Raw genomic sequence first — 25,405 nt, forward strand, 5'->3', positions numbered from 1 at the left:
CGTTCCGTTATCAGGACGGGGTGATGCTGGCCGCCACCGTCCGGGCTTTCGACGCGCTCGGCCTCCTCGACCCCGGCGGCGGGCGTGGACTACCGGACACCGGCTACCAGCGGGCCGGCTGGCGGTGTCTGGCGAGCGCGGGATGGCTCGACAGCGCCGAACCGCCGGTGGACGGCAAGGATCCACAGTGGACGGATGCGGGTACGGCCGCGATGCGTCATCGTGACCGGTACGTCGCCGGCGGCCGGTTCCTGGCCCGGTTCGGCGGCAACGACCCGGTCTTCTGGACCACCCCGTGGGACGCGGGCACCGAGTCCGCCTTTGCCGACATGCTCGACGAGCACGAGCGCTGGAGGGTCGGAGCCGACCCGATGCACGAGGTCACGATGCACCTGGACGCCACGCTCGCGGTGCCGGCGCTGCTGGCGCTGCGCGGTTCCGGGAACCTGGGCCGCCCCGGCGGCCCGGCCGCCCGGCTCTTGACCCTGCTCGGCTGGCTCGACGGTGACGGCAACTGGACCGCGGCCGGTCGCGCCAGACTGTCCTATGTAGACCACTTCGGGCTGGTCGGCTCGTACCTGCCGATGCTGGCCCGGTTGGAGGAGCTCTACCGCGGGGAGGTGATGGTCGAACCCGGCGAGGGTGAGTGGCACTGTCACCGTCAGCTCAACGTGGCGGCCAGCGCCGCCGCGCACCGGGGCTACTTCGCCGACGCCGACCCGATCTTCCGCGAGATGTTCGAGCGCGGGCCGCGGCCGGCCTTCATCGCAGACATGGGCTGCGGTGACGGCAGTTGGCTCGTTCACCTGCACGGCATCTTCGGCGACACGGTCCGCTACGTCGGCATCGACGCCAGCCCGGTCGCCTTGGACTACGCCCGCGACGTGCTGCGCGCCTCCGGAGTGACGGACCCGCTGTTGCTGCTCGGCGACGTCACCAACCCGGAGCGGTTGCAGCACCGGCTGGCCGAGCACGGCCTGGCGATCGAGGACGGGCTGCACATCCGGTCGTTCCTGGACCACGACCGCACCTACCGCGGCGCACCGCACCACGAAGGCGTGCCGGGCTGGTCCACCGGCGCCTACGTGGCGCCGGACGGTCGCCCGCTGGACGCCGCCCAGGTCGAGTCGGATCTCGTCGCTCACCTGCGGCGGTGGACCCCGCACGTGCGTAAGCACGGCATGGTGGTGCTGGAGGCGCACTGCGTGGCGCCGCAGGTGGCCCGGCGACACCTCGGCGAGTTGCACTCGGTCGCATTCGACGCCTACCACGCGCTGTCGCACCAATACCCGATCGAGCACTCCGCGTTCGTCCGGTGCTGCCACCTCGCGGGGCTGCAGTCCGCCGGCTACGTGGAGCGCCGCTACCCGGCCACCCGCCCGTTCGTCGCGGTGTCGCTGAACCGGCTGATGCCGTTGCAGCCGGCCCTGCCCCAGGATGTGGGGACCCGTCACGACACCTGGCAGCCGGAGTCGGAGACCGACCTTGCCGACGGCCGAGCGCTGCACCGGCTGCTGTTCGTCGACGGTGACCTTGCCCACCCGCGGAGCTGGTGCGCCGGTGCCACCGGGGTGGTCGTCGGTGACCTGCTCGACACTATCGAGGCGCGGATCGAGCAGGCCGGACGCGGCGACGCCGTCCGGATTCTCGACTACGGCGCCGGCACCGGTCTCGCCTCGATCGAGCTGAGCAAGGCATGTCTCACCCGCCGGGTCGAGCAGCGGCTGGCCGACCGCGGCGCGACGTTCGAGTTGCACCTGGTGGACATCCCCGGCGGTTGGTTCGCCCAGGGCTACGAATTGCTCCGGAAGGTGCCGTGGACCCGGTTCCACGCGTTGCGCGCCGCCGACGGCCGATTCCGGCCGCTGCTGGAGGTCACGAGCGGCGAACGGGTCGACGGGGTGGCCGCCAACATGGTGTTCCACCTGCTCACCGACGGCGCGATGCGGCGGTCGGCGGAGTCCATCGCCGCCGTCCTGCGGCCCGGTGGCCGGCTCGCCTTCAGCTCTCCGGACCTGGGGCCGACCACGCCCTACTCGCTGCTGTTTCATGACCCCAACCGGCTGCTGCGGCAGCGCTGGCTGGACGCGCTGGACGACCACACGCCCGAGCACCTGCCGACGGTGCTCCGGCGGGCGGTGGCCGCGGCGCGGCCGGGCGACCGCACCTCCGCTCAGCGGCGGGCCGACCGACGGATCCTGCCGACCGCGCGGACCGCGGATGCCGTCGCCGGGGCGCTGGCGCCCTACTTCCACGGCACGATCGATCGGCGCGGCTACGAGCTGCTGGCGGAGGAGAGCCTGATGACCGCGCTGGTGCCGGCCAACCAGACGGAGTACCTCGCTGAGATTACCGACCCGGTGCTGCGCGAGGAGGTGATCCGGTACCTGATGTGTGAGGAGGTGCTGCCCGCGCTGATGAAGGAGCGGGCCGGCACCGCGCTCGGCTTGAACATCCAGTGGACGCTCGGCCGGTACACCCGCTCCGCGCAGGAGTGACCAGCACGGGCAGGCGTACAGGCGCGTCTCGCGCGTACGCCTGCCCGGCTCGTGCTCGGGCGAGCGCGCTCACGCGGTCCCAGGATTCCGGGCCCGGATACCGGCGACGGCCCGGTTGAGGCTTCGGCCCCGCATGGTGAGCGTCACGTCGTCGAACCCGCCCGCCACCGTATCCGCACGAAGCTCCTCGGGGCTGGTGTTCATGATGTGCCGGTGCGCGACGATGATCAGCTCGCCACCCGGTCGCAGCACCCGGCGCAGCTCACGGAAGCTCGCCGGACGATCCCACATCGTGATGTTGTTGACCGAGATGGCCTTGTCCATCGACGCGTCGGCGCAGCCGGTGCGCTCCGACGTGCCATCACGGATCTCGACCAGACCGCTCCGGACACCGGCCGAGCATCGGGCGGCCGCCATCTTGCGCATGGCCCGCGACGGATCCACGCCGAGGACGAAGCCGCCGGCGCCGGTGACGGCATCGGCGGTCAGCGCGAGCCCGACTCCCGGGCCGTGCCCGAGGACCAGCACCCGGTCTCCCGGACGCGGGTCGGCCAGCTCGACCGCCCACTGTTCCTGGGGAGCGTTGCCGCGCACCATCACCGCGCCACCGATGCGGCCCATGATCCCGCGCGGATGGCCGAATGTGGAGTCCAACGCCTTGATCAGTACCGGATGCATGTCGTCAGTTCCCTCCGCCGGCGGACATCGTGTCGATGCGTTCACTCACGAGCATGGGTCAGACAGTCGGCGACGCAGTTGGGGCGTCACTGGAGCATCGCCGGAAATGACGCTTTGCATCGAAAGCAAAGTATACCTGTGACCTCGCCCCGATCGTCCATATCGGAGCGCGGTCGGGCCGAACCGGCTTGTCCAAGCCAGAATCGACCACCACTCCAGGGCGCTCGCCGAGGGTAACGGCATCGACCCGCACCCAGCTTCCAGAGCGCGACGCCGCGCACCCCTGAGCCGACCGGCAGGAGATACCGTGAATGCCCGTACCCCGGCAGCCGCCGTGATCACCGGCATCGGCGTCATCGCGCCGAACGGCCTCGGCACGCCGGCATGGTGGGACGCGACGTTGCGGGTGGAGAACGGCATTCGGCCGATCCGCCACTTCGACACCACCCGCTACGCGTCCCGGCTGGCCGGCCTGATTCCCGACTTCGTCGCCAAGGAACACGTGCCCGGCCGGCTGCTGCCGCAGACCGACCGGATGACCCGGCTGGCCATCGCCGCGTCGGACTGGGCCGTCGCCGACGCCCGCGTACAGCCGGCGACGTTGCCCGAGTACGCCACCAGCGTCGTGCACTCCAACAGCACGGGCGGCTTCGAGTTCACCCATCGCGAGGTGCGCAAGCTGTGGACCGAGGGCCCGGCCAGGGTGAGCGTCTACGAGTCCTTCGCCTGGTTCTACGCCGCCAACGCCGGCCAGATCTCGATCCGCAACAAGATCCGCGGCCCGTCCAGCGTCGTCATCGCAGATCAGGCCGGCGGGCTCGACGCGATCGGCCAGGCTCGGCGCATCCTGCGCAACGGCGGCCAGTTGGTGGTCGCCGGTGGGGTCGAGTCCGCCTTCGACCCTTGGGGAATGCTGTCGCACACCGCCACCGGCCGGGTGTCGCGGGCAGCCGATCCGGCCGAGGCGTACCTGCCGTTCGACGCCCGGGCCGCGGGCTACGTGCCCGGCGAGGGCGGCGCGATCCTCATCATCGAGTCGGCCGACGTCGCGGCCCGCCGCAACGCCCGGGTCTACGGGGAGATCGCCGGGTACGCGGCGACCTTCGACCCGCCGCCCGGCTCCGGGCGGCCGCGCGGCCTGGAGAGGGCGGCCCGGCTCGCGCTGGACGACGCCGGGCTCGCGCCGGAGGACATCGACGTCGTCTTCGCCGACGCCGCGGCGGTGCCGGCGGACGACGACGCGGAAGCGGCGGCGATCGGCGGCATCTTCGGCCCGTACGGCGTACCGGTCACCGTGCCCAAGGCGCTGACCGGCCGCCTGATGGGTGGGGGCCCGCCGCTGGACGTGGCGGCGGCCCTGCTGTCCATTCGCGACGGCGTGGTGCCGGCGACCGCCCACGTCGACCGGCCCGTCCCGGGACACCGCCTGGATCTGGTCCGGGGCACGCCGCGTGCGCAACCGGTGCGGGCCGCGCTGGTACTGGCGCGGGGCCACGGCGGGTTCAACGCCGCTGTGGTGGTACGCGGCCCGGCCGGTTCCCTCGCCACCGATCGGCGGGCCGACGACCGGTCTACGACCGGGTCGATGGCTGAGCAGCCGCGACCGGATCGCGACACCGTGAGAGGAGACTCGAGATGAGTCGGTCAGGCGTGGCGGCACCGGCCGCCGGCAGTACCACGATGCAGGAGATCGACGACGGTGTCTTCGCCTGGGTGCAGGCCGCCGGCGGATGGTGCGTCAGCAACTCCGGCGTGCTCCTGCAGCCGGACCGGGTGACGCTCGTCGACACGGTCGCGACGGTGCGCCGGGCCCAGCGGCTGCGCGAGACGCTGGCCCGGCTGACCACCGCACAGCCTCGCCTGGTGGTCAACACGCACTTCCACGGCGACCACACGTTCGGCAACTCGGTGCTGGCCGGCCCGGACGCGGTCGTCGTCACGCACGAACTGGCCCGGTCGGACATCATCCACGCCGGTCTCGGCCTGACCGGGATGTGGCCGGACGTGGAGTGGGGCGACATCACGCTGCGGCCGCCGGACCTCACCTACCGGGACACGCTCACCCTCCACCTGGGCGACCGGCGGGTGGATCTGATCCACGTCGGCCCCGCGCACACCACCGGCGACACGGTGGTGTGGCTTCCGCGCGAGCGGGTGCTGTTCGCGGGTGACGTGCTGACCTCCGGCTGCACCCCGTTCGTCCTGATGGGTTCGGTGAGCGGCACTCTGCGTGCGATCGACCGGTTGCGCGCGCTGCGACCACGCGTCGTGGTCGGTGGCCATGGACCGGTGTGCGGTCCGGAGGTCCTCGACGAGACGGCCGGCTACCTGCACTGGCTCACCGGAATCGCACGGGACGGCATCGCCGCCGGCCTGGACCCGCTGGCCGTCGCGCGAGAGATCGGACCTGGCCCGTACGGCGAGTGGCTGGATACGGAGCGCGTCGTCGGCAACCTGCATCGTGCGTACTCGGAGCTGCGCGGCGAGCCCGAAGGTGCGCCGCTGAGCGTGCTCGCCGCCTTCGGGGAGATCGTCGACTACCTCGGCGGCCGGCTGCCGTCCTGCGCCGCCTGAGCGGGCGTGCGGAGGGCTGGTGGAGCAACGACGACGGGCATGGAGGCGTTCGTGACACACGACATCGGCGGGCGGACGGCCGACCAGGCGGCGTACGGCGCGGAGCGCCAGCTCTTCTACGACGACTTCCGATCCGGGTTCGGCGCCGGTGCGAAGTGGCTGGTCCCGCCCCGCGGTCACCTGGCGGCCGGCGACGGCGTCATCACCTGCTCCGCCTCCGGCGTGACCGTGGTGTCGACCGGCGTCGACGCCAGCACCGGCCGGCCCGCGTTCGCGGTCAGTTATGGGCCGGACGCACCCGAAGGCGGCGGCAGCGACCACATCAAGTGGGCGGCGCTCGCCCGCTCTCCTTCCGGCGCCGGCGGATTCGCGGTGCCGTCCACCGGCACGTTGCGCTGCGCCGCCACCGTCTCCGCGCGGAGCGTCGGCGCCGAACGCCATCCGTTCGGTTCGGCCGTGGCCGATCCGGACACCGACCCGCGCCTGGCCACCGCGGGTCTGCTGACCACGGACCCGGACAGCCACCTGGTCTTCGACATCCTCGCCACGAACCGCGTCGTCTACGCCCTGTACGAACGGATCCGGGTTCCCGGCACGCGATACGCCGCGTTCTCCTACGCGGTGCCGGTCGCGGCCCGTACCCCGGACCAGTGGCACACCTTCGAGATCCGGGTGGACCGCGGCGGCAGCCGGGTCACCTGGCAGGTCGACGGCCGGCCGGTGCTCAGCGTCGACCGCCTCGGCCGTCGCGCCTGCGCCCGCAAGCACCTGCTGCTCGACCACGGCGGCCGTGAGGAGCCGGCGCGCGTGGGCCGGCTCACCTGCGGGGTCGGCATGTTCACGATGCTGGACGGGGCCGGGCCGGACGGCCGCGGGCTGGTACGGCTGGACCACAGCCACGACCACTACTTCGACGTCGCGCGGGGCCGACCGGAGCCGCAACGGTTCGTGGACGACCGCAGCGCGCCGGGCAGCCGGATCTGGGGGATGGGAGAGATCCTACGGCTGCGCGAGTTCGGCCTGAGCGTCCACGACCAGGAGCCATCTCCATGAACAACGCTGGGAAAGGGTGCGGCGCATGCGGTACACGCTGCTCGGCAAGACCGGAGTCCGCATCTCGGAGCTGGCTCTGGGCACGATGACCTTCGGCTCCGACTGGGGGTTGCCGGACGGCGAACCCGCCCGGATCCTGGATGCCTACGCCGAGTCGGGCGGCAACGTCATCGACACCGCGAACGAGTACGGCAGCGGGACGGCCGAGACGACACTCGGCAAGCTGCTGTCCGGCCGGCGCGACGAGTTCGTCCTGACGACGAAGTACACGATGCAGACCCGGGCCGGCGACGTGAACTCGGCGGGCAACCATCGGAAGAACCTGGTGCGGTCGCTGGAAGACAGCCTGCGCCGGCTCCGCACCGACTACCTGGACATGTTGTGGGTCCACGCCCGGGACACGCTGACCCCGGTGCCCGAGGTGATGCGTGCGCTGGACGATCAGGTACGCGCCGGCAAGCTGCTCTACACCGGGGTCTCCGACTGGCCGGCCTGGGAGGTGGCGCAGGCCAACACGCTCGCGGAGGACCGCGGCTGGTCGCCGTTCGCCGGGCTCCAGATCCACTACAACCTGCTGGATCGCGTCGCCGAGGGGGAGTTGCTACCCATGGCGTACGCCTTCGACCTGCCTGTCTTCGTCTGGGGGCCGCTGTCCGACGGCCGGCTCACCGGCAAGTACCTGCGTGGCCAGGGCGGACGGCTGGACAAGGTGGCCTGGGGACGGGCGCGCGGTGAAGGCGACGACGTCGTCCAGGCCGTGGCCGACATCGCCGAATCCATCGGCCGTACCCCCGCTCAGGTGGCGCTGGCCTGGCTGCGGTCGCGGCCGGGCGTGATCGTCCCCCTGCTCGGGGCCACCTCGCGGGAACAACTGCGGGAGAACATGGGCAGCACACAGTTCGAGCTCGACGCGACCCAGCTATCCATCTTGGACAAGGCCAGTGCCAGGCCGATCGGCTTCCCGCACGTCTTCCTGCGGTTTCCCGCGGTGACCCGCCTCGTCTACGGGGACCGCTGGCAGAGCGTGGACGACCGTCGCACCACGGTGCGGCGCGCCGTCAACGACGACCTCTTCTCCACCGGCGGCTGACCGGGGCCGGGTTCGACCGGCGTTCGAGCCGCGACCGACACGCTGGGACGGCCCACACGTGTTGTCCCAGAGGGTAAAGGAGGCATACATGGATGCGTTGCTCAACCTCTCCGAGGAGGTCCGGTCGGCGCTCGCGGACGGCCGCCCCGTGGTCGCTCTGGAATCCTCGCTCATCACCGTGAGCCCATCGGTCGAACCGATTCTCGACATCGAGAAGGCGGTCCGGGACGCCGGCGCGGTCCCCGCGACCATCGGCATCGACGGCGGCCGGTTCCTGGTCGGCATGGAGCCGGAACAGATCGAGCAGATCCGGACCACGCCGCGGGTACCCAAGGTCAGCGCCCGGGACCTCGGCGCGGTACTGGCCGGCGGCGGCCCGGGCGCCACCACCGTGGCCGCCACCGTGGTGATCGCGGAGCGTGCCGGCATCGAGGTCTTCTCCACCGCGGGCGTCGGTGGCGTGCATCGGCGCGCACAGCAGACCTTCGACGTCTCGCCGGACCTGCTCCAGTTCACCCGCACCCGGATCGCGGTCGTGTGCGGCGGGGCCAAGAGCATCCTGGACCACACGCTGACCGCGGAGTATCTGGAGACGGCAGGCGTGCCGGTCCTGGGATACCAGACCGACCGGCTGCCGGCGTTCTACGTCCGCAAGACCGACATCCCGGTATCGCCGGTGTACGACCTCCAGCTCGCGGCGCGGGCGATGCGGGCGCACTGGGAGGTCAACGGCGGCGGTACCGTGCTGCTGGTCGCCCCCGTGGCCGAAGACGACGCGCTCGACGGCGCGTTCGTCGAGGAGGCGATCGGCCGTGCCCTGGAGGAGGCCGACCGGGCCGGGGTGACCGGCAACGCGGTGAGCCCGTTCCTGATGCGGACGGTATCGAAGTCGACCGGTGGGCGTACCGGAGCGGCCGGCCGGTCGCTGCTGCTGAGCACCGCCAGGCTCGCCGGTGAGCTCGCGACGAGTCTGGCCGCCTCCCGCGCGCACGGCGCCGAGGCCACCAGGTGACCGGCGCACCCGCCATGCCCGTCAAAGGCGTCATCTTCGACCTGGACGGCACGCTGGCGAACACCCCGGACGCGATCACGGCGATACTGCAGCGGATCCTGATCGACCGCGAGGTCCACGTGTCCGCGGCAACCGTGCGGAGTCTCGTCGGCCGGCCGCTGGAGCAGAGCATCGCGCACCTGCTGGGTCTGTCGCCCGGCGATCCGGAGGTCGGGTCCGCCGCTCGCGACTACCACAAACTGTTCCGGGAGTTCGTGGAGGGCAACGTGGACACGTTGGCCTATCCCGAGGTCGGCCCCGGCCTCGCCCGCCTGCGGGACGGCGGGCTGCGGCTCGCGGTCGCCACCTCCAAGCCGCGCCGTGCCGCCGAGCGGATTCTGCGGCTAATGGGCCTGGCCGCGGAGTTCGGGGCGGTCGCCGGCGACGACACGGTGCCGGAAGGCAAGCCCCACCCCGGCATGGCGCTGTACGTCGCGGGCCGGCTCGGACTGGGGCCGGCGGAGTGTGTCGTGGTGGGCGACGGCGTGGCCGACATCGCCATGGGCGTGGCCGCCGGGATGCAGACGATCGGCGTCTCGTACGGGGTTGCCACCGCCGCGGAGTTGATCGACGCGGGCGCGGACCGGATCGCCGACACGTTCGGCGAGCTGGTCGCGCTGATCGGAGCCGAAACGGAGAGGACACCATGACCGACACGGACGCCAAGATCCTCTGGGAGAGCGACTTCCGCACCGGATTCACCGCCGGGGCGCCGGACGCGCACTGGCGGTTCGTCCAACCGACCGCCGACATCGTCGCCAACGACGCGGTGATCGGCCTCGGCCGGGACGGACTGCGGCTCGTGGCGTCCGGACTTCATCCGGTCACCGGCGAGCCGGCCTTCACCAAGACGGTGGCCAGCGAGGTCGACACCGGCGGGATACCCGGCTTCGTGGACCACGCCAAGTGGATCGCGTACGTCAATCGGCAGGCGTCCTCCGGCATCCAGGGCTTCGATGCGGTGCCGGGACGGGTGCTGAGCTGCGACGCGACGATCTCCGGCCGGACGTACGGGACCGGCGGCCACCCGTTCGGCAACGCGGTGCACGACCCCGATGACGACCTGCGGCTGGCCGGATCGATGCTCAACAGCATCGACCCGGAGACGTCGGTGGCCTTCGACTTCATCCTCACCAACAAGCGCGTCTACGCCTTCTACGGCCGGACGAACTTCGCCCGGCGGCACCTGGGCCGCTACGCGTCCTTCGCCCACAGCGTCCCGCTCGCGGACCGGTCACCGCAGGACAGCCATCGCGTCCGGATCGCCTACGACCGCGGCGCCGGAGTGGTGCGGTGGCTGCTCGAGGGCGAGGAGGTGCTGCGGGTCGACCGGATCGGGCACCAACTCGGCCGGGACACCCTGACCCTCGACGAGGGCGGCGAGCCGTCGACCGTGGAGCCGCGTCAGCTATCGTTCGGCATGGGCATGCTGACGCTGCTGGACGGTTCCTGGCCGACGGGCCGAGGCCTGGTCCGGCTGTCGAGGGCGACGACGTACTACCGTCCGGACACCGGCGAGCCGGTCGAACAATCCTTCGTGGACGAGCAGAGCCTGGCGTCCAGCCGGCTGTTCGGCCAGGGGGCGGAGCTGACCATCGGCGGATTCACGGTGAGCAGTTCCGCCGCTGCGTGACGGGGGTAGCCTGTACCGGTCGAGCCGCCTCGGCCGGTCGAGCGCTGGTGGATCGCCGTTGCGAGGCGGTAGCGTGGATTGAAACCGCGACATTCGGTCCGGTAGCGAGGCGTGGCACGAGGAGCGGCTAGCATGGCATCGAAACGGGAGCCACAGGCCGGATTGCACACCGACGAGGCGACCCGGGCGATGCTCCTGCTGATGCCGCGCGTGATCGGCCGCCTCAAACGGACCCCGTTGCCGGAGCAGCTACAGTCGATGAATCTGGCGCCGCGGCATCTCTCGCTGCTGGCCTACCTGCTGTTCGACGGCCCGATGCTGGTCAACCAGCTCGCCGCCCGGCTGGAGGTGACACCGAGCACGGTGAGCCTCATGGTCAGCGACCTGAGCCGACAGGGTGTGGTGGAGCGGCAGGCCGACCCCGACGACGGCCGGCGTACCATCGTCGCCATCACCCAGGAGCCGTCGACCCGGACGGCCATCGAGCGGTGGCTGGCGAACGGGGCGAACTCGTGGCGCAAGGTGTTCGAGCCGCTAACGCCGGAGCAGCGGGCCATGTTCGTGGAGACGATCGAGGCGTACGAGCAGGAGGCGTCCAAGGCGTCCCCGGCGGAGACCGCCGATTGACCCGGTGCCCGGTCGCGGGACGAAACGGCAGCTCGGGGCGCTAGCATTCCGCCATTTCGGCCGCCTTCGCGGCCTGCCGGAGGATCTCCAGCCGCCCCGCCAGGTCGGTGTGGTTGGCCGACACCATGATGCTCAGGACCGTCACCCCGGCCTCGGCGTACTCCCGCATCCGGTCGGCGATCCGCTCCACCGGCCCGATCAGGGCGGTGCGATCGATGAATCCCGCCGGTACCGCCGCGGCGCTGCCCCGCAGGTCACCGGCCAGCAAATGGTTCCGGAACTCCAGGATGTCCTTCTCGTAGCCCATCTCCGTGGCCAGTCGACAGTAGAAGTTGTCCTTCGGGCCGCCGATGCCCAGCAGGCGCGCGTAGTGCGCGCGGAGGCTGTCGGCCGCCGCCCCCGCGTTGTCGCCCACTGCCATCGCCGCGAACAAGACCACCTCGAAGCCGGTCAGGTCCTTCCCCCGGCGGCGCCGTCCGGTCAGCAGCTCCGCGCGGGACCGGGTCAACGCCGCCGGTGTGGTGAACCCGCACAGCCATCCATCCGCGATCTCGCCGGTGAGCTGGATGCTCCGTGGCCCGACGGCGCCGAGATAGATCGGCAGCTCACGATCGACCGGGTGGGTGAGCAGCCGCAGCGGCGCGTTCTCGTGACCCCAGGCGGGCAGGGCGAAGTGCTTGCCGGCGTAGCGGACCGGGTTGCCGGAGAGTGCCCGGCGGACCACCTCCACGTACTCGCGGGTGCGCTCCAGCGGATGGTCGAACCGGACGCCGTACCATCCGTCGGACACGTGCGGGTTGGACACCCCGAGCCCGAGCCGGAACCGGCCGCCGCTCAGCGCGTCGAGGGTGGCGGCGGTGAGCGCCGCAGCACCCGGCTGCCGGGCTGGGATCTGCATCACACCCGAGGCCAGACCGATCCGGCTGGTCTGTCCGGCGACGAGACCGAGGACACTGGGGGCGTCCGACTGGTACCCCTCGGCCGCCAGCGCGAGCTCGAAACCCAGTCGCTCCGCCTCCTGGGCGAGCTCGCCGGCTCCCTCGTGGACAAGGTTGACTCCGAGACGCATACGGCTTCCTTTCCTCCGTCGACGACGATCTGGACGAGCGCGGTCCGCTCAGCGCAGGTGTGCTCCGCCGTCGACGAGCAGCACCTGGCCGGTGGTGTAGGCGGCGCCGGACAGTGCGCTCACCGCCGCGGCCACGTCCTCCGGTTGTCCGACCCGACGTAGCGGCGCTAGCTGGGCGACCTGCTCGGCGATAGGGGCGAAGAAGTCCGTTCCCTGGGTCCGCGGAGTCTCCACCAACCCGGGCGCCACCGCGTTCACCCGTACCTCAGGACCCACGGTGGCGGCCAGCAGCCGGGTCAGGTGCTCGATGGCTGCCTTGCTCACGGCGTACGGGATGGAACTACCGGCCGGTCGGCTGCCGGCGATGGACGAGACGTTGACGATCGAACCGCCCCCACCGGACCGCAGCGCCGGCATCGCCGCCACCGTGAGCTGCCAGGTACCGAAGACGTTGACCTCGAAGATCTCCCGCCAGACCGCACCGGTCGCCGCCGCCAACTCGGCGTGGGGGATCGCCCGAGTGACGCCGGCGTTGTTGACCAGGACGTCGAGCCGGCCGAAGTGCGCCACGGCGGTGTCGACAAGGCGTCGGCAGTCCTCCTCGCGGGCGATGTCGGCCTGCACGTACAGCGCGTCCGGGAGGGACGCCGCCACCTTCATCCCGGCCTCGACGGAGCGCGCCGAATTGACCACTATCGAAAAGCCGTCCACCGCCAGGCGTCGCGCGATCGCCTCACCGATCCCCGACGACGACCCGGTCACGAGCGCGACCCGACTGGTGCTCATGAGGTCCTCCACGTGTAGCGTCCATGGCCGGCCTGAACCCACCGACTGCGGGGGCGCGACCACCGTGCGTATACACTGCGCAGCCCGGCTTGACCGCGGATCGCGCCACGGTCGAGCGGATCGCATCACGGCAGCGCTACGACCTGCGCGCCGTACACCAAGCCGGAACCGAACCCCATGAGGAGCGCGAGGTCGCCGCTCTTGGCCTGACCGGAGTCGATCATGCGGTCCATGGCCAGCGGGATCGACGCTGAGGACGTGTTGCCGGCCTCCGCCACGTCCCAGGCGACGGCGACGTTATCGGGCAGTTCCAGGCGCTTGGCGAGCGCCTCCGTGATCCGGCCGTTGGCCTGGTGCGGGACGAACGCACCGAGATCGCCGGCGGTCACCCCGGCCTTCTTCATCGCCTCCTCGGCGAGGCCGACCATGTTCTTGATGGCCCAGCGGAACAGTTCCTGCCCCGCCATACGCAACGCCGGCCACGGCCCGTCGTAGCGCTCGGCGGCCAGCGCGGACCAGTACGGCCGCTGGCCGACCACGTCGCTGCGCCGCCCGTCGCTGCCCCAGACGGCCGGGCCGATGCCCGCCGCTCCTTCGCCCACCACCACGGCACCGGCACCGTCGGCGAAGAGGAAGGCCGTAGACCGGTCGTGCAGGTCGCTGATGTCGGTGAGCCGTTCGCTCGCCACGACCAGCACAGGCCCCGCCGCCGCCCCCGAGCGGATCATCGAGTCGGCGAGGCCGACGCAGTAGCAGAAGCCGGCGCACGCGGCCGAGACGTCGAAAGCGGGCACGCCGACGATGCCGAGTTCCGCGGCGATCAGCGGGGCCGCACCCGGCGTCTGGCACAGGTGGGTCACCGTGGACACGATCACCGCGGCCACCTCGTGCGGCTCGACTGCGGCCCGTTCGAGCGCCACCCGACCCGCCTCGGTGCCCATGAAGGTGACCGTTTCCTCCTCGTCCGCCCAGCGGCGTTGCCGGATGCCGGTTCGCGCCCGGATCCACTCGTCGCTCGAGTCGATGTAGGTGCAGATCTCGTCGTTGTCGACTACCCGCCGTGGCCGGTAGCCCGCCACGGACAGCAGCCGCGTCCCGGGCCCGCGAAGGAATTCGGTTGCCATGTCGCGCTCGCTCCTCGCGTCGAGTACCCCGACTCGGGCCTTCGTCCTGCCGCCCAGGCTGCCGGCCGGCACTCAAGTGGCGGTGGAGCAAGACATGACCGCCGGTTCCGCTGCGGTGGCGTTCCAGTCACCGCCCACGGCCCTCCCCGTTGTCCTACGACAGTAGGGCTATAGGCCAGCCATCGCGGATCACGCCACGGTGCACCGCGGCACCAGTGGGTCAGCCCATGGATCGGGCCGGGTTCACGGCGCCGCCGCGAACCAGCACTCCGGCATCACGGGCGAAGGATGGACGTCCAGCATGACGTCCGCCCGTGCCACGAATCCCCATCCGTCCCACTCGTCGGCGCCCGGCTCGGACCGGTCGCCGCGGGTGTAGTACCAGACCAACGGCGCGCCGCCCAATTTCGGCACGGCCGACGTCCAGCAGACGAACCAGCTACGGGTCGTATCCATCACGGCGACCTTCTGGTCGCTGTCCGGCTCGGCGTACAGCGCAGCCTCCTGCCGGTTGGGGCACAGGTAGTCCGACCGCCAGACGTGCCCGGCCCGGCGCGCGTCGACGTGCCGCACACCGGCGCGTGCCACACAGGCGCCGGACAGCGCGGCCGGGGCACCCGAGGTGCCCGGCGAGTCGATGAGCGGCCGTTCGGCGGTGCTGCTGGTCACGGCGGTCGCCGCGACCAGCAGCACCGCCGGCACCAGCCACAGCACCGCCCTCGACCGCACCCTGCGGACCGCCGGTGGGGCCGTCCCGGCCGCGGACCGCTCGTCCACCGGCGCGTCCGGCTCGATCACGGTGACGGCCTGCCCCGGGTCGAACGCCGCGTCCGGTCCCGCATCGTTGTGGACGGGCCGCCGGTCGGCGCTGATCTGCCACAGCCGCCGCAGCTCCGCGATTTCCTGGTCGGTGGCGTCGCATTCACGGGCCCACAGCTCGATGATGCTGAATTGCGCGGGAACCGCGTCGCCGGCGGTATACCGGTGCAGCGCCGACTTGCTGACTCCCAACCGCCTCGCCAGGGCTTCGAAACTGCGACCTTTGCGGTCCTTCAGCACTCTCAGGCTGGTCGCCAATGTGTTTGCGGTAGCAGGATGCACCATCGTTCCCCCAGGTCGACGTTAGGGGACAGGCTAGAGCAAGACCATCTTCTATCCCACCCCCCTCAGGGAAATGCCTGGTCAATGGGCATCCCATCCCGTCCCGTCCCGGGATCTCTTCCGCCTGGCGGCGCCGCTGGACACGATGAGCCGGCCGACGGACGGGTTACCCGGATCCGAACACCACAGAAACAGCACCCGCGACCGCACCTGCCTCCACGAGCGCAGCGATTGTCGCGGTGGCCGGATCCGGATCCATTCGCCGGTGCCATTGACCCCCCATTGTCCATCCCTCACGGCATCACCATCCCGAAAGGCTCCGCACCATGTCAGCGTCCAGATTCTTCCGCCGATTGACGGTCGCCTGTGTGGCCGTCAGTTCCGGACTGTTCACCGCCGCGGTCGTCGCCGGCCCGGCCGCCGCGGCCCCCTCGGCCCCACCACCGGCAGGGGTTGACACCCACGCCGGGGCAGCCCCCAAGGCCGCCGAGATGGTGGCCGCGGCGGTCGGCCCCCGACCGCTGTTCCAGCTACCGTTCGCCTGCGGCGCCAGAATCCAGCTTGGCACGTACAACGGCCACGGCGACTACGAGATCGACATGAGCGCCTCGACGGGCACCCACCTGCTGGCCTCCGCCGGCGGGATCGCCTACCAGGGGCACAGCACCACCGGCGGCAACCAGGTCAGCATCATGCACGACAACGGCTGGCGCACCCTGTACCTGCACCTGCAGGACAACTCGTACCAGTTCACCGACGGTCAGCGCGTCGAACAGGGCCAGTACCTCGCCCGCACCGGCAACACCGGCACCGCGACCAGCGGCCCGCACCTGCACTACGAGCAGCAGAACCTGATCAACGGCAGTTGGCGCGCAGTGCACGCCTGGATCAACGGGGTCCCGACCGACATCACCGACGACGCCCGCGCGAACTCGTACATGGAGACGAGCCGGAACTGCCCGGGCCAGGTCGGCCCGGACGCGGCGGGCCCGTCGACGCTGGTGGACGGCAGCGGCTCGGTGCACACGTTCGCCCGCGGCATCGACGGCTCGCTCAAGCACTGGTACTGGAACAACGGCTGGCAGTACGACGTTCCGGGTACCGGCATCGCCAGCTCTCCGGCCACCATCATGGACGGCAGTGGCTCGGTCCACGCTTTCGCCGCCGGCACTGACGGCTCGCTCAAGCACTGGTACTGGGCCAACGGCTGGCAGTACGACGTTCCGGGCACCGGCGTTACCGGCACGCCCGGCGTGACCATGGACCGCTCCGGCGCCCTGCAGATCTTCGCCGCCGGTAGCGACGGCTCGCTGAAGCACTGGTACTGGGCCAACGGTTGGCAGTACGACGTTCCGGGCACGGGCATCGCCGGTTCCCCGGCCACCGTCGTGGACGGCAGTGGCTCGGTTCAGGTCTTCGCCGCCGGTAGCGACGGCTCGCTCAAGCACTGGTACTGGAGCAACGGCTGGCAGTACGACGTTCCGGGCACCGGCGTCACCGGCACGCCCGGCGTCACCATGGACCGCTCCGGCGCCCTGCAGATCTTCGCCGCCGGTAGCGACGGCTCGCTGAAGCACTGGTACTGGGCCAACGGTTGGCAGTACGACGTTCCGGGCACGGGCATCGCCGGTTCCCCGGCCACCGTCGTGGACGGCAGTGGCTCGGTTCAGGTCTTCGCCGCCGGCACCGACGCCTCGCTCAAGCACTGGTACTGGAACAACGGCTGGCAGTACGACGTTCCGGGCACCGGCGTAACCGGCACCCCCGGCGTCACCATAGACCGCTCCGGCGCCCTGCAGATCTTCGCCCGCGGTACCGACGCCTCGCTCAAGCACTGGTACTGGGCCAGCGGCTGGCAGTACGACGTCCCCGGCACCGGCATCGGCTAGCACGTCACCGGCCCGAGGTGTTTCTCGGCAGCTCGGGCCGGTCCCTCCCCAGCCACTCCCTCACCGAAGGACCTTCCATGACCCTCGTCAGACGCACGGTGCACGCGATCGTGACGGCGACGGTGCTCACCGGCTCCCTCATCACCGGTGCCGCCACCGCGCATGCCGCTCCCGCACCGTCGGGCGCGGTGCCGGGCCCGGCGGGCGCCCCCGTGTCCGCGCAGGCCGCCGTGGCCATCGCGTACAACAACTGCACCCCCGAAGGAACGACCGCCGCCGACACGAGTCTCGCCCAGCAACTCAAACCCCAGATGAACGGCGCCCGCCTCGGGACGGCGGTCAACGGGTACAACATCTCGTGCGCCCGGGCCATCGTCAATGTCGTCCGGGGCCGCGGCCTGCCGTCACGCGCGGCCGTCATCGCCGTCACCACCGCCATCACCGAGACGACCCTGCACAACTACACCCAGGCGGTCGACCATGACAGCCTCGGGCTGTTCCAGCAACGCCCGTCGCAGGGCTGGGGCACCCCCGCGCAGCTCATCGACCCCGTGTACGCCACGAACGCCTTCCTCAACGCGATGCTGCGGATCTACCCGAACAACGGCTGGATGACCGGCGACATCGGCGACATCTGCCAGGGCGTCCAGCGGTCGGCCTTCCCCACGGCGTACCGCGCCGAGGTCCACGACGCGTCGCTGATGGTCGCGGCGCTGTACGGGGCGTCCGACGCGGCGGGCCCGTCGACGCTGGTGGACGGCAGCGGCTCGGTGCACACGTTCGCCCGCGGCATCGACGGCTCGCTCAAGCACTGGTACTGGAACAACGGCTGGCAGTACGACGTTCCGGGTACCGGCATCGCCAGCTCTCCGGCCACCATCATGGACGGCAGTGGCTCGGTCCACGCTTTCGCCGCCGGCACTGACGGCTCGCTCAAGCACTGGTACTGGGCCAACGGCTGGCAGTACGACGTTCCGGGCACCGGCGTTACCGGCACGCCCGGCGTGACCATGGACCGCTCCGGCGCCCTGCAGATCTTCGCCGCCGGTAGCGACGGCTCGCTGAAGCACTGGTACTGGGCCAACGGTTGGCAGTACGACGTTCCGGGCACGGGCATCGCCGGTTCCCCGGCCACCGTCGTGGACGGCAGTGGCTCGGTTCAGGTCTTCGCCGCCGGTAGCGACGGCTCGCTCAAGCACTGGTACTGGAGCAACGGCTGGCAGTACGACGTTCCGGGCACCGGCGTCACCGGCACGCCCGGCGTCACCATGGACCGCTCCGGCGCCCTGCAGATCTTCGCCGCCGGTAGCGACGGCTCGCTGAAGCACTGGTACTGGGCCAACGGTTGGCAGTACGACGTTCCGGGCACGGGCATCGCCGGTTCCCCGGCCACCGTCGTGGACGGCAGTGGCTCGGTTCAGGTCTTCGCCGCCGGCACCGACGCCTCGCTCAAGCACTGGTACTGGAACAACGGCTGGCAGTACGACGTCCCGGGCACCGGCGTAACCGGCACCCCCGGCGTCACCATAGACCGCTCCGGCGCCCTGCAGATCTTCGCCCGCGGTACCGACGCCTCGCTCAAGCACTGGTACTGGGCCAGCGGCTGGCAGTACGACGTCCCCGGCACCGGCATCGGCTGAGACCGCCCGGTCCGAGGTGCCCCCAAGCGCCTCGGACCGGGCCCCTGTCTCACTCGGTGCGGACGAACTTCGCGTCGGCCCGGACGGCGGCCACCCGGACCGGTCCGGTCCGCCACGACCAGGTCGACAGGCACCCCGGCCTCGGCGTGTGGACGCCGAGGCCGCGTTCGTAGGCGACACCGGCCAGGACGATCGGCGCGGCCCTCGACTGAGCGCCTGGTAGATACCGTTCGAGGGGCCTCATTCATTTCGCGGTGTCGGATGCCTCCGGGTCGGCGGCCGGTGCCAGTTGCCGGTTGAGGTGGGCGGTCAACGCGCCGAGGGAGTTGTCCCAGTCGCGGGCCAGCGCGGCCAGGAACCGCTGGGCCTGCTGCATCGGCGCGGACTGGAGCCGGTAGCGCACCCGCCGACGCTCTCCCGGTTCGGCGGTGACCAGGCCGGCGTCGGCCAGGAGGGTGAGGTGTTTGGCGATCGCCTGCCGGGTGATCGGTAGATGGGCGGCCAGGTCCGTGGCGGTGGCCGGTCCTGCTGAGGCGAGCGCGGCCAGGATATTGCGCCGGGTCGGGTCGGCTAGGGCGACGAAGACCTGTTCGGCGATCGCTTCGTTGTCAGGCGGCATCGAGGCGCTCGACGAGTTCCCCGAGTTCGCTGGCCCAGCCCTGGGTGTGGGCGTCGTACGCCTTGCGATAGGCATCCGGCGGCAGTTGGGCGAAGCCGGTCTCGACCACCCGCAGCCGCGTGCCCGAGCCGACCGGTTCGAGGGTGAACTCCACATAGGTTCGGCGGGCGTCGTCTTCGGGCAGCCCGTCTATCTGCCAGGTGAACCCGAATACGGTCGGCTCCTCGACGCGTTCCACCCGCATGTCCTTGGTGGACCCGTCGGACCAGGTCATCCGGGCCGTCCCACCGGGACGCAGGTCGATGGTCGCCTCTTGGCCGAACCAGGCGGCCAGCCCTTCGGCCGTGGTGAGCGCCGACCACACTGTGGCCGGTGGGTGAGCGAGTTGGACGGTCCGCTCGATGCGATCAGGAAAGCCCACAGAGCCTCCAACCGTTAGCAACCGATAAGTTGCCCGCGCTGCTGGCCGCCGTCTCCGAGCACCGCCCGGAACTCGTGATCACCGACGTCCGGACCAACTCGGACTTGACGCCCCACGTTTACCGAACTCGCCCGCACCATCTGAAGGCCCAGAGCGCGCTCATGGCTTCACCGCGCCTTGCGATCAAACAACGCAACGGCGCCCGCCCGCACGACGGCATCGTCGGGGCCGTCCGGGTCGTCCGGGCCACCACACTGCCCGGACAGGTACATCTCCTTGATGACCGCCTCGATCCCGGCGTTCTTCATCTCGATGTCCTGAACGGGAAGGGTGGCCAGCATTTCGCTCACCTGAGCCGGCAGGTCGTCGCTCATCACTCGAACAGTGCAGCTACCACCCGAGTTCTCCAGCACGGACCACCGGGACAGTTCGTGGTCCTCGACGACCCGGGTGAACCTCAGCTCCACCGTCTTGTCGCTGGACCGGCCGGCGCGCAACCGGGCCAGCATGTCGTCGAACAGGACCGTCCCGCGGTTGATGAGCGTGGCGCGCAGGCAGAGGTTTTCCACGTCGTCCAGGTCGTGGGTGGTCAACATGAAGGTGACCCCTCGTTCCGTGTTGACTTTCCGGACCATGCCGCGGAGCGCGTCCTTGGCCAGGATGTCGAGCCCGATCGTGGGCTCGTCGAGGAAAACCAACGTGGGGTCGTGCAGCAGCGCGGCGGTCACCTCGCACTTCATCCGCTCGCCGAGTGACAGGCTGCGTACGGGCGTGCCGAGGATCGTGGCCAGCTCGAACGTCTCGACGAAGTAGTCGACGTTCTCCCGGAATCGACGCTCGGGGATCCGGTAGATGCGCCGGTTGAGGGCGAAGGTGTCGACCGGCGGCAGGTCCCACAACAATTGGCTCTTCTGGCCGAAGATGGCACCGATGTGCCGGACGTACTTCACCCGGTCCCGCCACGGCGTGATACCCAGACAGGTAACCTCGCCGGAGGTCGGGTGGAGGATGCCGGAGAGTATCTTCATGACCGTCGACTTGCCGGCCCCGTTCGGTCCGATCAACGCGCGGATCTCACCGGCGGTGACGCTGAAGCTGACCCCGTCGACCGCGACCACCTCGGCCCGCTCCCGCCGGATCAGGCTCTTGATGGCCGGCCACAACCCCGAGTCCTCCCGTTGGTCGACCCTGAAGAGCTTGTGGAGGTTCCGCACCGTGATCAGGGAATCCATGTCAGCCTCCGGCGCTCGAATACTGGTTGAGTTGCCTGTTCCATAGGCGCACCGCGCCGATCAGCAGCAGCACGGTGCACGCGAGGGAGATCCAGGCGACGACCGTCAGCCGTCCGAGCAGTGCCTGCGCGGGCCAGTAGGTCGCGACCGCCAACGGCAGGACGGTGCTGAGCGCGGCCCTCACCACGGGCGGGTAGACCTCCATCGGCGGATCGCCGAATCGGATGATCTTCTGAAGGGTTTCGCGTAGGCGCAGCGGATAGGTCCAACGCACGGTGAGCGCGCAGAACAGGACGCTTTCGGTCAGGTACAGGGTCAGGCCGGCGAGGAGGAACACCACAAAGGACATCACGGGCATCGGGCCGACGGGTGCCCCGGAACGACCATAGGCCCACACGACCGCGCCGGATCCGACGACGACGGTGACCACCGAGAACGGCGAGAAGCTGCTGGTGAGGACGAAGAGCAGCGGGGGAAAGGGCTTGAGGAGCACCTGATCCAGTTCGCCTTTGGCCATGAGGTTCTGGATGTGCTTGGAAACGTCGCCGAAGAAGATGTCCCGCAGGCCACCGACCAGCAGCAGGATGGCTTGCAACAGAAGTATCTGGCTCCACGTCCAGCCGGGATAGCCGTTGCTGCGGGTGTAGAGCAGATACTGCAGGAGCGGGCTGAGCAGGGTGAAGAAGAAGGTGATCGCGACCCCGACGGCGAAGTCCGTGCGGTACTGCAGCAATCGCTGGGTGTTGGCGCGGCTGTTCAGCAGGAACAGGTCGATGGACGTCTTGAGCCAGGTCATGTCAAACCCCCGCATCGGTGTATCGGCGGATGGCTCGACGCCACATCCACGCGGTCAGCGCCAACAGGATGACTGCCCAGGCCGCCGCCTTCGACTCCTGCCTCAGGAACAGCCCCCAGTCGGCCGCCCCCGGGCGGCCCAGCAGGAACTGGATGGGCCAGTAGAACAGGTACGGCAGCGGCGACCAGTTCAGAAACTGCTGGACCGGTCCCGGAAGGAACTCCAGCGGCACGAAGGCGCCGGCCCCCACGCTGAGCACCACGAACCTGATCGCAAGGACGACGTACGGACCCTGGAGATAGAGGGTGGTCATGCCGACGATGAAGTTCACGGCGAAGTACAGGACGAAGGCGATCGTGGCGGCGGCCAGGAACCGGGCCACGGCGGCCGGCCTCAGGAACGCGGGGAAATCGATGAGGCTGTAGATCAGCACGCTCGGCAGGAATTCGAGCACGATTCCGGTGAGGCGCGCGGCCACCGCCGCCGCCAGTTCCCAGGTGATGACCGAGAGCGGCCGGACCAGATCCTGGGCGAGCTCACCCCGCATGATCCGGTCCGACACCCGCCAGTCCGTGTCGTTGGACACGAGGTACCTGGTGATCGTCGCGGCGACGAAGTACCAGATCATCGTGTGCAGGCTGTAGCCGACGATGTCCGCCCCTCCGTTGTTGCGGTAGAGGGCGTGGATCATGAAGACCATGGCGAGGACGACGAAGGGATCGACCAGCAGCGAGAACAACGGGCCGGACGGATAGCGGAATATTCGTTTGATCTCCAGGCCGACCAGCGTCGTGAAGACCTGGAGATGATGTCCTGCCTCCTCGGCGGGCCGGGGCGCGCCGACCTCCGTGACGGTCCCGGTGGTCATGTCCGGGTACCTGCCGACACCGTCGGATCCCGCTCGACGGCCGGCCTCGGCGAATCCGGATGGCGGAAGAAGTTGGGCATGCGAACCTCCTCCGGGTACTCCCGCGTGAAGGTGGGCGTGGTGGAGGCGGCGGTCGGTGCGACCAGTGAGCGCCACCGCGCCGGTACGGTGCGTCCTGCCTTCGCTTCCCTGTGCTCGTGCCGGACGAACGCCTCGGCGGCGAAGTGATGGTCCACCATGGTGACGCCGTGCTGGTCATAGGAGTGCAGGACGGCACGCAGCAGTTCCGTCAGTGCACGGTCCTGCCACAGCGACCGGGGCGAGCGCTGATCGAGGCCCATCCGGCCGGCAATGGACGGAAGCGCGTTGTACCGGTGTTGATCCGAGAGGTTTCTCGCGGCGACCTCGGTGCACGTGTACCAGCCGGAGAAGGGGGCGGCCGGGTACTCGACGCCGCCGATGCGCAGTATGTGGTTGCTGATGGCCGGATGCGCGTACCACTTGAGCTCCAACTCCTCGAACCAGGAGTATTCGGGATGGCTCAGGGGCACCTGGAGCACCGCGTCCTCGGGCAGTGGATACCACTGCGGCGGCCCGTCCGGAGGTTGGATGATCAGTGGCAGGACATCGAAGGGCGTGCCAGCACCGCCCGGCCATCCGAGCTCCAATGCGAACTGCGTGAGGTCGGCCGTATCCGGATCGCCCATCACGGCGCCGCCGGACGTCCGGTAACCCGCGTAGCGGACCAGGTGTGAGTTCCAGATCCGCCAGCCGGTGGTGCCGGGTGCGCGTTGTGGAAAGGCGGTCAGGACCAGCCGGATCTTTCCGCCGTTCGTGGCGAACCGGAGATGCTCGACGCAGGCGTCGTAGCACTCGTCGGGGGTGCGGACGTCGCGGGCGTCGCGAACGTGGAGCATGTTCCAGTGGGGGCGCCCCAGGCAGTCCAGCGCGTTCCGCCAGGCCAGCCGGGCGCCGTGGACGAGTTCGGAGTATGTCTGCGGGTAGGTTCCTTCCGCCAGGATGCCGGCGCTCGCCTCGGCGAGCCGGCGACCGGAGACGGCGGCTCTGGTGCCGCTCTGCCCGCACTCGCGCAGGAAGTCCATCGCTTCGGACAACACGTCGTCCGACTGGACCGGATCGTCTGAGGACGATGCGTGCATCACCATGGCGGCTGTCCTCTCGATTGCGTGAGCGGTCCGCGGGCCAGCGACAACCGCTGGCCGACGACCGGTGCGACGACGGTCCACAGCGCGGTCGGATCGTAGAACGTCTGAGGGATGACGGTTTCCTCCGGGAACTCGAACCCGTAGGCGTCCTCGATCTCGACGATGAGGCCGACCACGGCCAGCGAGTCCAGTCCGTAGTCCGCCAACGGCGTGTCGGGAAGCAGCGGCGTGGTCGGCGGAAGGGCCGGCAGGAACGCCCGGACGATGGTTTCGAAGGACGGCGGCCAGGGTGTCCCGGCTTCGCCCCCTCCGCTGGCGGCCCGCTGAACGGCGGAACTCATCTCACCCCTTCCAGTCTCAGGCTGTGGTGTCCGTGTCGTACCGGCGGCGTTCGAAATCGCCGCATGAGCCGCTCCGCTTCCCAGGGCGAGCGCGGACACGGGAGTCGGGCGACCCCGGTGGCGGGCCTCAGGGTCCGGGCACCGGCCTGGTGATCAGCGTGACCGCCACCTCCTCGTCCTCCCTGTTTTCTCCGTGCGTGACCAGCGGCCGGTCGCTGTCGCCGAGGCGGTGCAGTATCCGGCCGGGGGATCGATACGGTGTCCAGTCCGCCTCGCTCAGCGCCCGCCATCGGAGCATGGCGCTGAGCAGCAACGGGTCGACCGGGACCCAGTCATCACCGACGAGCACGTCGGCCCAGTAGTGGCGCATTGCGAACGGCGCGGTGACGACCAGCCCGAAGGACGGGCGGATGCGCAGGCCCTCCCGCTCGCCCGTGGCGACGAGCATCCTAGCCGCCTCGCCGCAGTCAAGCAGGCCGGTCCGCGCCACGAACTCCATGGAGTGCCGGATCGCTTCGGGGAGCCACATCAGGTGGTTCTGCGTCATGTCCCGCAGCGCGGCCGGATAAGGCCGGGGTATCTCGGGCCATTCGTTACGCAGTGACACCGGCACCCGGTGCCGGACCACCGACTCTCGCGTCTCGATCGTCTCGACGCCGCCGCCGGCCACCAGGACGTGGAACCGGCACGGTGCCGCATGGCCCGGGCGGGGGCAGAGCATCCGGTACTCCACCTCGAAACGCGCGAACGGTGCGTCGGTCCGGGCGTTGAGCCGGCGCGGCCAGAACCGCCTGGGACCGGCCGCCGACGGGCCGACGTTGCCGTGCACGGTCAGGCTCATCACGTCGTCGCTGTCGTAGTAACGCACGCCGTCCCGCTGCTGACTGCGCAGACCCAGCGCTCTCAACTCCGCGAGGACGAGCGCCGATAGGCCGCGAACGACCACCTCCTCCTCGGGCACGGTATACCGCCGGGCCTGCTCCGGCACCTGTCGGAGCGCCTCCAGCGCCATCATGAGGTGGTGGCGGTCGATGCGATCCGCTTCCGGTCGCGGGTGCGCACCAGGCGGTGGAGGGCGTCGTGGCCGATGTCCCGTGGAGTGCCAGGAGTCGGGCATCGACGTGGTCATCCCGGCCTCCTGGACGCCTG

25 protein-coding genes are annotated in these 25,405 nt (G+C 70.3%); 11 read left to right on the forward strand and 14 right to left on the reverse strand.

Going from position 1 to position 25,405, the window contains the following annotated elements:
- Positions 1 to 23: 23 nt before the first annotated feature.
- Positions 24 to 2,498: a class I SAM-dependent methyltransferase gene (locus tag Drose_RS14840; protein ID WP_260728780.1), complete on the forward strand. Its 2,475-nt coding sequence runs from the start codon at positions 24 to 26 to the stop codon at positions 2,496 to 2,498.
- A 69-nt stretch (positions 2,499 to 2,567) separates the two neighbouring features.
- Here the strand turns inward: Drose_RS14840 and Drose_RS14845 are convergent, their stop codons facing one another.
- Positions 2,568 to 3,176: a class I SAM-dependent methyltransferase gene (locus Drose_RS14845; RefSeq protein WP_260728781.1), complete on the reverse strand. Its 609-nt coding sequence runs from the start codon at positions 3,174 to 3,176 to the stop codon at positions 2,568 to 2,570.
- A gap of 307 nt (positions 3,177 to 3,483) precedes the next feature.
- On the opposite strand from Drose_RS14845, the gene Drose_RS14850 reads away from it, so the two are divergent.
- The 8 genes from Drose_RS14850 (at position 3,484) to Drose_RS14885 (ending at position 11,204) form a co-directional block, all read left to right on the forward strand.
- Positions 3,484 to 4,815: a ketosynthase chain-length factor gene (locus tag Drose_RS14850; protein ID WP_260728782.1), complete on the forward strand. Its 1,332-nt coding sequence runs from the start codon at positions 3,484 to 3,486 to the stop codon at positions 4,813 to 4,815.
- Positions 4,812 to 5,750: an MBL fold metallo-hydrolase gene (locus tag Drose_RS14855; RefSeq protein ID WP_260728783.1), complete on the forward strand. Its 939-nt coding sequence runs from the start codon at positions 4,812 to 4,814 to the stop codon at positions 5,748 to 5,750. The genes Drose_RS14850 and Drose_RS14855 overlap by 4 nt, the downstream gene beginning before the upstream one ends.
- Positions 5,751 to 5,801: 51 nt before the next feature.
- Positions 5,802 to 6,803, forward strand: coding sequence for a DUF6081 family protein (locus Drose_RS14860; protein WP_260728784.1), 1,002 nt, complete (start codon positions 5,802 to 5,804; stop codon positions 6,801 to 6,803).
- 25 nt (positions 6,804 to 6,828) lie between these two features.
- A complete protein-coding gene (locus Drose_RS14865; protein ID WP_260728785.1) occupies positions 6,829 to 7,893 on the forward strand; it encodes an aldo/keto reductase in 1,065 nt (354 codons plus the stop codon).
- An 88-nt stretch (positions 7,894 to 7,981) separates the two neighbouring features.
- Positions 7,982 to 8,905: a pseudouridine-5'-phosphate glycosidase gene (locus Drose_RS14870; RefSeq protein ID WP_260728786.1), complete on the forward strand. Its 924-nt coding sequence runs from the start codon at positions 7,982 to 7,984 to the stop codon at positions 8,903 to 8,905.
- Positions 8,902 to 9,594, forward strand: a complete 693-nt coding sequence (locus Drose_RS14875) for an HAD family hydrolase (protein WP_260728787.1) — start codon at positions 8,902 to 8,904, stop codon at positions 9,592 to 9,594. Before Drose_RS14870 ends, Drose_RS14875 begins: the two co-directional genes overlap by 4 nt.
- Positions 9,591 to 10,577: a DUF6081 family protein gene (locus Drose_RS14880; protein ID WP_260728788.1), complete on the forward strand. Its 987-nt coding sequence runs from the start codon at positions 9,591 to 9,593 to the stop codon at positions 10,575 to 10,577. The genes Drose_RS14875 and Drose_RS14880 overlap by 4 nt, the downstream gene beginning before the upstream one ends.
- Before the next feature lie 132 nt (positions 10,578 to 10,709).
- Entirely contained in the window at positions 10,710 to 11,204 is a 495-nt protein-coding gene (locus Drose_RS14885; RefSeq protein ID WP_260728789.1) for a MarR family winged helix-turn-helix transcriptional regulator, read from the forward strand.
- Positions 11,205 to 11,244: 40 nt separating this feature from the next.
- Here the strand turns inward: Drose_RS14885 and Drose_RS14890 are convergent, their stop codons facing one another.
- The 4 genes from Drose_RS14890 to Drose_RS14905 all read right to left on the reverse strand — a co-directional run bounded on the left by Drose_RS14890 (position 11,245) and on the right by Drose_RS14905 (position 15,287).
- Positions 11,245 to 12,273, reverse strand: coding sequence for an LLM class flavin-dependent oxidoreductase (locus tag Drose_RS14890; RefSeq protein ID WP_260728790.1), 1,029 nt, complete (start codon positions 12,271 to 12,273; stop codon positions 11,245 to 11,247).
- Between the two features lie 48 nt (positions 12,274 to 12,321).
- The gene (locus tag Drose_RS14895; RefSeq protein ID WP_260728791.1) at positions 12,322 to 13,059 is read right to left on the reverse strand and encodes an SDR family NAD(P)-dependent oxidoreductase; all 738 of its coding nucleotides are present in this window, start codon (positions 13,057 to 13,059) and stop codon (positions 12,322 to 12,324) included.
- Positions 13,060 to 13,184: 125 nt separating this feature from the next.
- Positions 13,185 to 14,183, reverse strand: a complete 999-nt coding sequence (locus Drose_RS14900) for a beta-ketoacyl-ACP synthase III (protein ID WP_260728792.1) — start codon at positions 14,181 to 14,183, stop codon at positions 13,185 to 13,187.
- Between the two features lie 243 nt (positions 14,184 to 14,426).
- Entirely contained in the window at positions 14,427 to 15,287 is an 861-nt protein-coding gene (locus Drose_RS14905; protein ID WP_260728793.1) for a helix-turn-helix domain-containing protein, read from the reverse strand.
- Positions 15,288 to 15,610: 323 nt separating this feature from the next.
- On the opposite strand from Drose_RS14905, the gene Drose_RS14910 reads away from it, so the two are divergent.
- Both Drose_RS14910 and Drose_RS14915 read left to right on the forward strand, forming a co-directional pair.
- On the forward strand, positions 15,611 to 17,173 hold the full coding sequence (locus tag Drose_RS14910) for a M23 family metallopeptidase (RefSeq protein ID WP_260728794.1): 1,563 nt from the start codon (positions 15,611 to 15,613) through the stop codon (positions 17,171 to 17,173).
- Positions 17,174 to 17,250: 77 nt separating this feature from the next.
- Positions 17,251 to 18,813 (forward strand): hypothetical protein, encoded by a 1,563-nt coding sequence (locus Drose_RS14915; protein ID WP_260728795.1) that lies wholly within the window; start codon positions 17,251 to 17,253, stop codon positions 18,811 to 18,813.
- Between the two features lie 49 nt (positions 18,814 to 18,862).
- On the opposite strand, the gene Drose_RS14920 is transcribed toward Drose_RS14915, so the two are convergent.
- The 9 genes from Drose_RS14920 to Drose_RS14960 form a co-directional block, all read right to left on the reverse strand.
- Positions 18,863 to 19,057, reverse strand: coding sequence for a hypothetical protein (locus tag Drose_RS14920; protein ID WP_260728796.1), 195 nt, complete (start codon positions 19,055 to 19,057; stop codon positions 18,863 to 18,865).
- Entirely contained in the window at positions 19,058 to 19,432 is a 375-nt protein-coding gene (locus Drose_RS14925; protein WP_260728797.1) for an ArsR/SmtB family transcription factor, read from the reverse strand.
- Complete coding sequence (locus tag Drose_RS14930) at positions 19,422 to 19,853, reverse strand: SRPBCC domain-containing protein (RefSeq protein ID WP_260728798.1); 432 nt, start codon at positions 19,851 to 19,853, stop codon at positions 19,422 to 19,424. Before Drose_RS14930 ends, Drose_RS14925 begins: the two co-directional genes overlap by 11 nt.
- A 167-nt stretch (positions 19,854 to 20,020) precedes the next feature.
- Positions 20,021 to 21,085: an ABC transporter ATP-binding protein gene (locus Drose_RS14935; RefSeq protein ID WP_260728799.1), complete on the reverse strand. Its 1,065-nt coding sequence runs from the start codon at positions 21,083 to 21,085 to the stop codon at positions 20,021 to 20,023.
- A 1-nt stretch (position 21,086) separates the two neighbouring features.
- Positions 21,087 to 21,881, reverse strand: coding sequence for an ABC-2 family transporter protein (locus tag Drose_RS14940; protein WP_260728800.1), 795 nt, complete (start codon positions 21,879 to 21,881; stop codon positions 21,087 to 21,089).
- Position 21,882: 1 nt separating this feature from the next.
- Positions 21,883 to 22,749, reverse strand: a complete 867-nt coding sequence (locus Drose_RS14945; protein ID WP_260728801.1) for an ABC transporter permease — start codon at positions 22,747 to 22,749, stop codon at positions 21,883 to 21,885.
- On the reverse strand, positions 22,746 to 23,915 hold the full coding sequence (locus tag Drose_RS14950; RefSeq protein ID WP_260728802.1) for a nitric oxide synthase oxygenase: 1,170 nt from the start codon (positions 23,913 to 23,915) through the stop codon (positions 22,746 to 22,748). Before Drose_RS14950 ends, Drose_RS14945 begins: the two co-directional genes overlap by 4 nt.
- A complete protein-coding gene (locus tag Drose_RS14955) occupies positions 23,909 to 24,256 on the reverse strand; it encodes an acyl carrier protein (RefSeq protein ID WP_260728803.1) in 348 nt (115 codons plus the stop codon). The genes Drose_RS14950 and Drose_RS14955 overlap by 7 nt, the downstream gene beginning before the upstream one ends.
- A 127-nt stretch (positions 24,257 to 24,383) precedes the next feature.
- The gene (locus Drose_RS14960; RefSeq protein ID WP_260728804.1) at positions 24,384 to 25,385 is read right to left on the reverse strand and encodes a hypothetical protein; all 1,002 of its coding nucleotides are present in this window, start codon (positions 25,383 to 25,385) and stop codon (positions 24,384 to 24,386) included.
- Positions 25,386 to 25,405: the final 20 nt, after the last annotated feature.

The organism is Dactylosporangium roseum (assembly GCF_025264685.1).
Lineage (GTDB): Bacteria > Actinomycetota > Actinomycetes > Mycobacteriales > Micromonosporaceae > Dactylosporangium > Dactylosporangium roseum.

Excerpts from the sequence above, each read along its gene's own strand:
- Drose_RS14840 (WP_260728780.1), top strand. The coding sequence starts at position 24 with ATGCTGGCCGCCACCGTCCGGGCTTTCGACGCGCTCGGCCTCCTCGAC.
- Drose_RS14845 (WP_260728781.1), bottom strand. The coding sequence starts at position 3,176 with ATGCATCCGGTACTGATCAAGGCGTTGGACTCCACATTCGGCCATCCG.
- Drose_RS14855 (WP_260728783.1), top strand. The coding sequence starts at position 4,812 with ATGAGTCGGTCAGGCGTGGCGGCACCGGCCGCCGGCAGTACCACGATG.
- Drose_RS14865 (WP_260728785.1), top strand. The coding sequence starts at position 6,829 with ATGCGGTACACGCTGCTCGGCAAGACCGGAGTCCGCATCTCGGAGCTG.
- Drose_RS14870 (WP_260728786.1), top strand. The coding sequence starts at position 7,982 with ATGGATGCGTTGCTCAACCTCTCCGAGGAGGTCCGGTCGGCGCTCGCG.
- Drose_RS14880 (WP_260728788.1), top strand. The coding sequence starts at position 9,591 with ATGACCGACACGGACGCCAAGATCCTCTGGGAGAGCGACTTCCGCACC.
- Drose_RS14885 (WP_260728789.1), top strand. The coding sequence starts at position 10,710 with ATGGCATCGAAACGGGAGCCACAGGCCGGATTGCACACCGACGAGGCG.
- Drose_RS14890 (WP_260728790.1), bottom strand. The coding sequence starts at position 12,273 with ATGCGTCTCGGAGTCAACCTTGTCCACGAGGGAGCCGGCGAGCTCGCC.
- Drose_RS14895 (WP_260728791.1), bottom strand. The coding sequence starts at position 13,059 with ATGAGCACCAGTCGGGTCGCGCTCGTGACCGGGTCGTCGTCGGGGATC.
- Drose_RS14900 (WP_260728792.1), bottom strand. The coding sequence starts at position 14,183 with ATGGCAACCGAATTCCTTCGCGGGCCCGGGACGCGGCTGCTGTCCGTG.
- Drose_RS14905 (WP_260728793.1), bottom strand. The coding sequence starts at position 15,287 with ATGGTGCATCCTGCTACCGCAAACACATTGGCGACCAGCCTGAGAGTG.
- Drose_RS14910 (WP_260728794.1), top strand. The coding sequence starts at position 15,611 with ATGTCAGCGTCCAGATTCTTCCGCCGATTGACGGTCGCCTGTGTGGCC.
- Drose_RS14915 (WP_260728795.1), top strand. The coding sequence starts at position 17,251 with ATGACCCTCGTCAGACGCACGGTGCACGCGATCGTGACGGCGACGGTG.
- Drose_RS14920 (WP_260728796.1), bottom strand. The coding sequence starts at position 19,057 with ATGAGGCCCCTCGAACGGTATCTACCAGGCGCTCAGTCGAGGGCCGCG.
- Drose_RS14925 (WP_260728797.1), bottom strand. The coding sequence starts at position 19,432 with ATGCCGCCTGACAACGAAGCGATCGCCGAACAGGTCTTCGTCGCCCTA.
- Drose_RS14935 (WP_260728799.1), bottom strand. The coding sequence starts at position 21,085 with ATGGATTCCCTGATCACGGTGCGGAACCTCCACAAGCTCTTCAGGGTC.
- Drose_RS14940 (WP_260728800.1), bottom strand. The coding sequence starts at position 21,881 with ATGACCTGGCTCAAGACGTCCATCGACCTGTTCCTGCTGAACAGCCGC.
- Drose_RS14945 (WP_260728801.1), bottom strand. The coding sequence starts at position 22,749 with ATGACCACCGGGACCGTCACGGAGGTCGGCGCGCCCCGGCCCGCCGAG.
- Drose_RS14950 (WP_260728802.1), bottom strand. The coding sequence starts at position 23,915 with ATGGTGATGCACGCATCGTCCTCAGACGATCCGGTCCAGTCGGACGAC.
- Drose_RS14955 (WP_260728803.1), bottom strand. The coding sequence starts at position 24,256 with ATGAGTTCCGCCGTTCAGCGGGCCGCCAGCGGAGGGGGCGAAGCCGGG.
- Drose_RS14960 (WP_260728804.1), bottom strand. The coding sequence starts at position 25,385 with ATGACCACGTCGATGCCCGACTCCTGGCACTCCACGGGACATCGGCCA.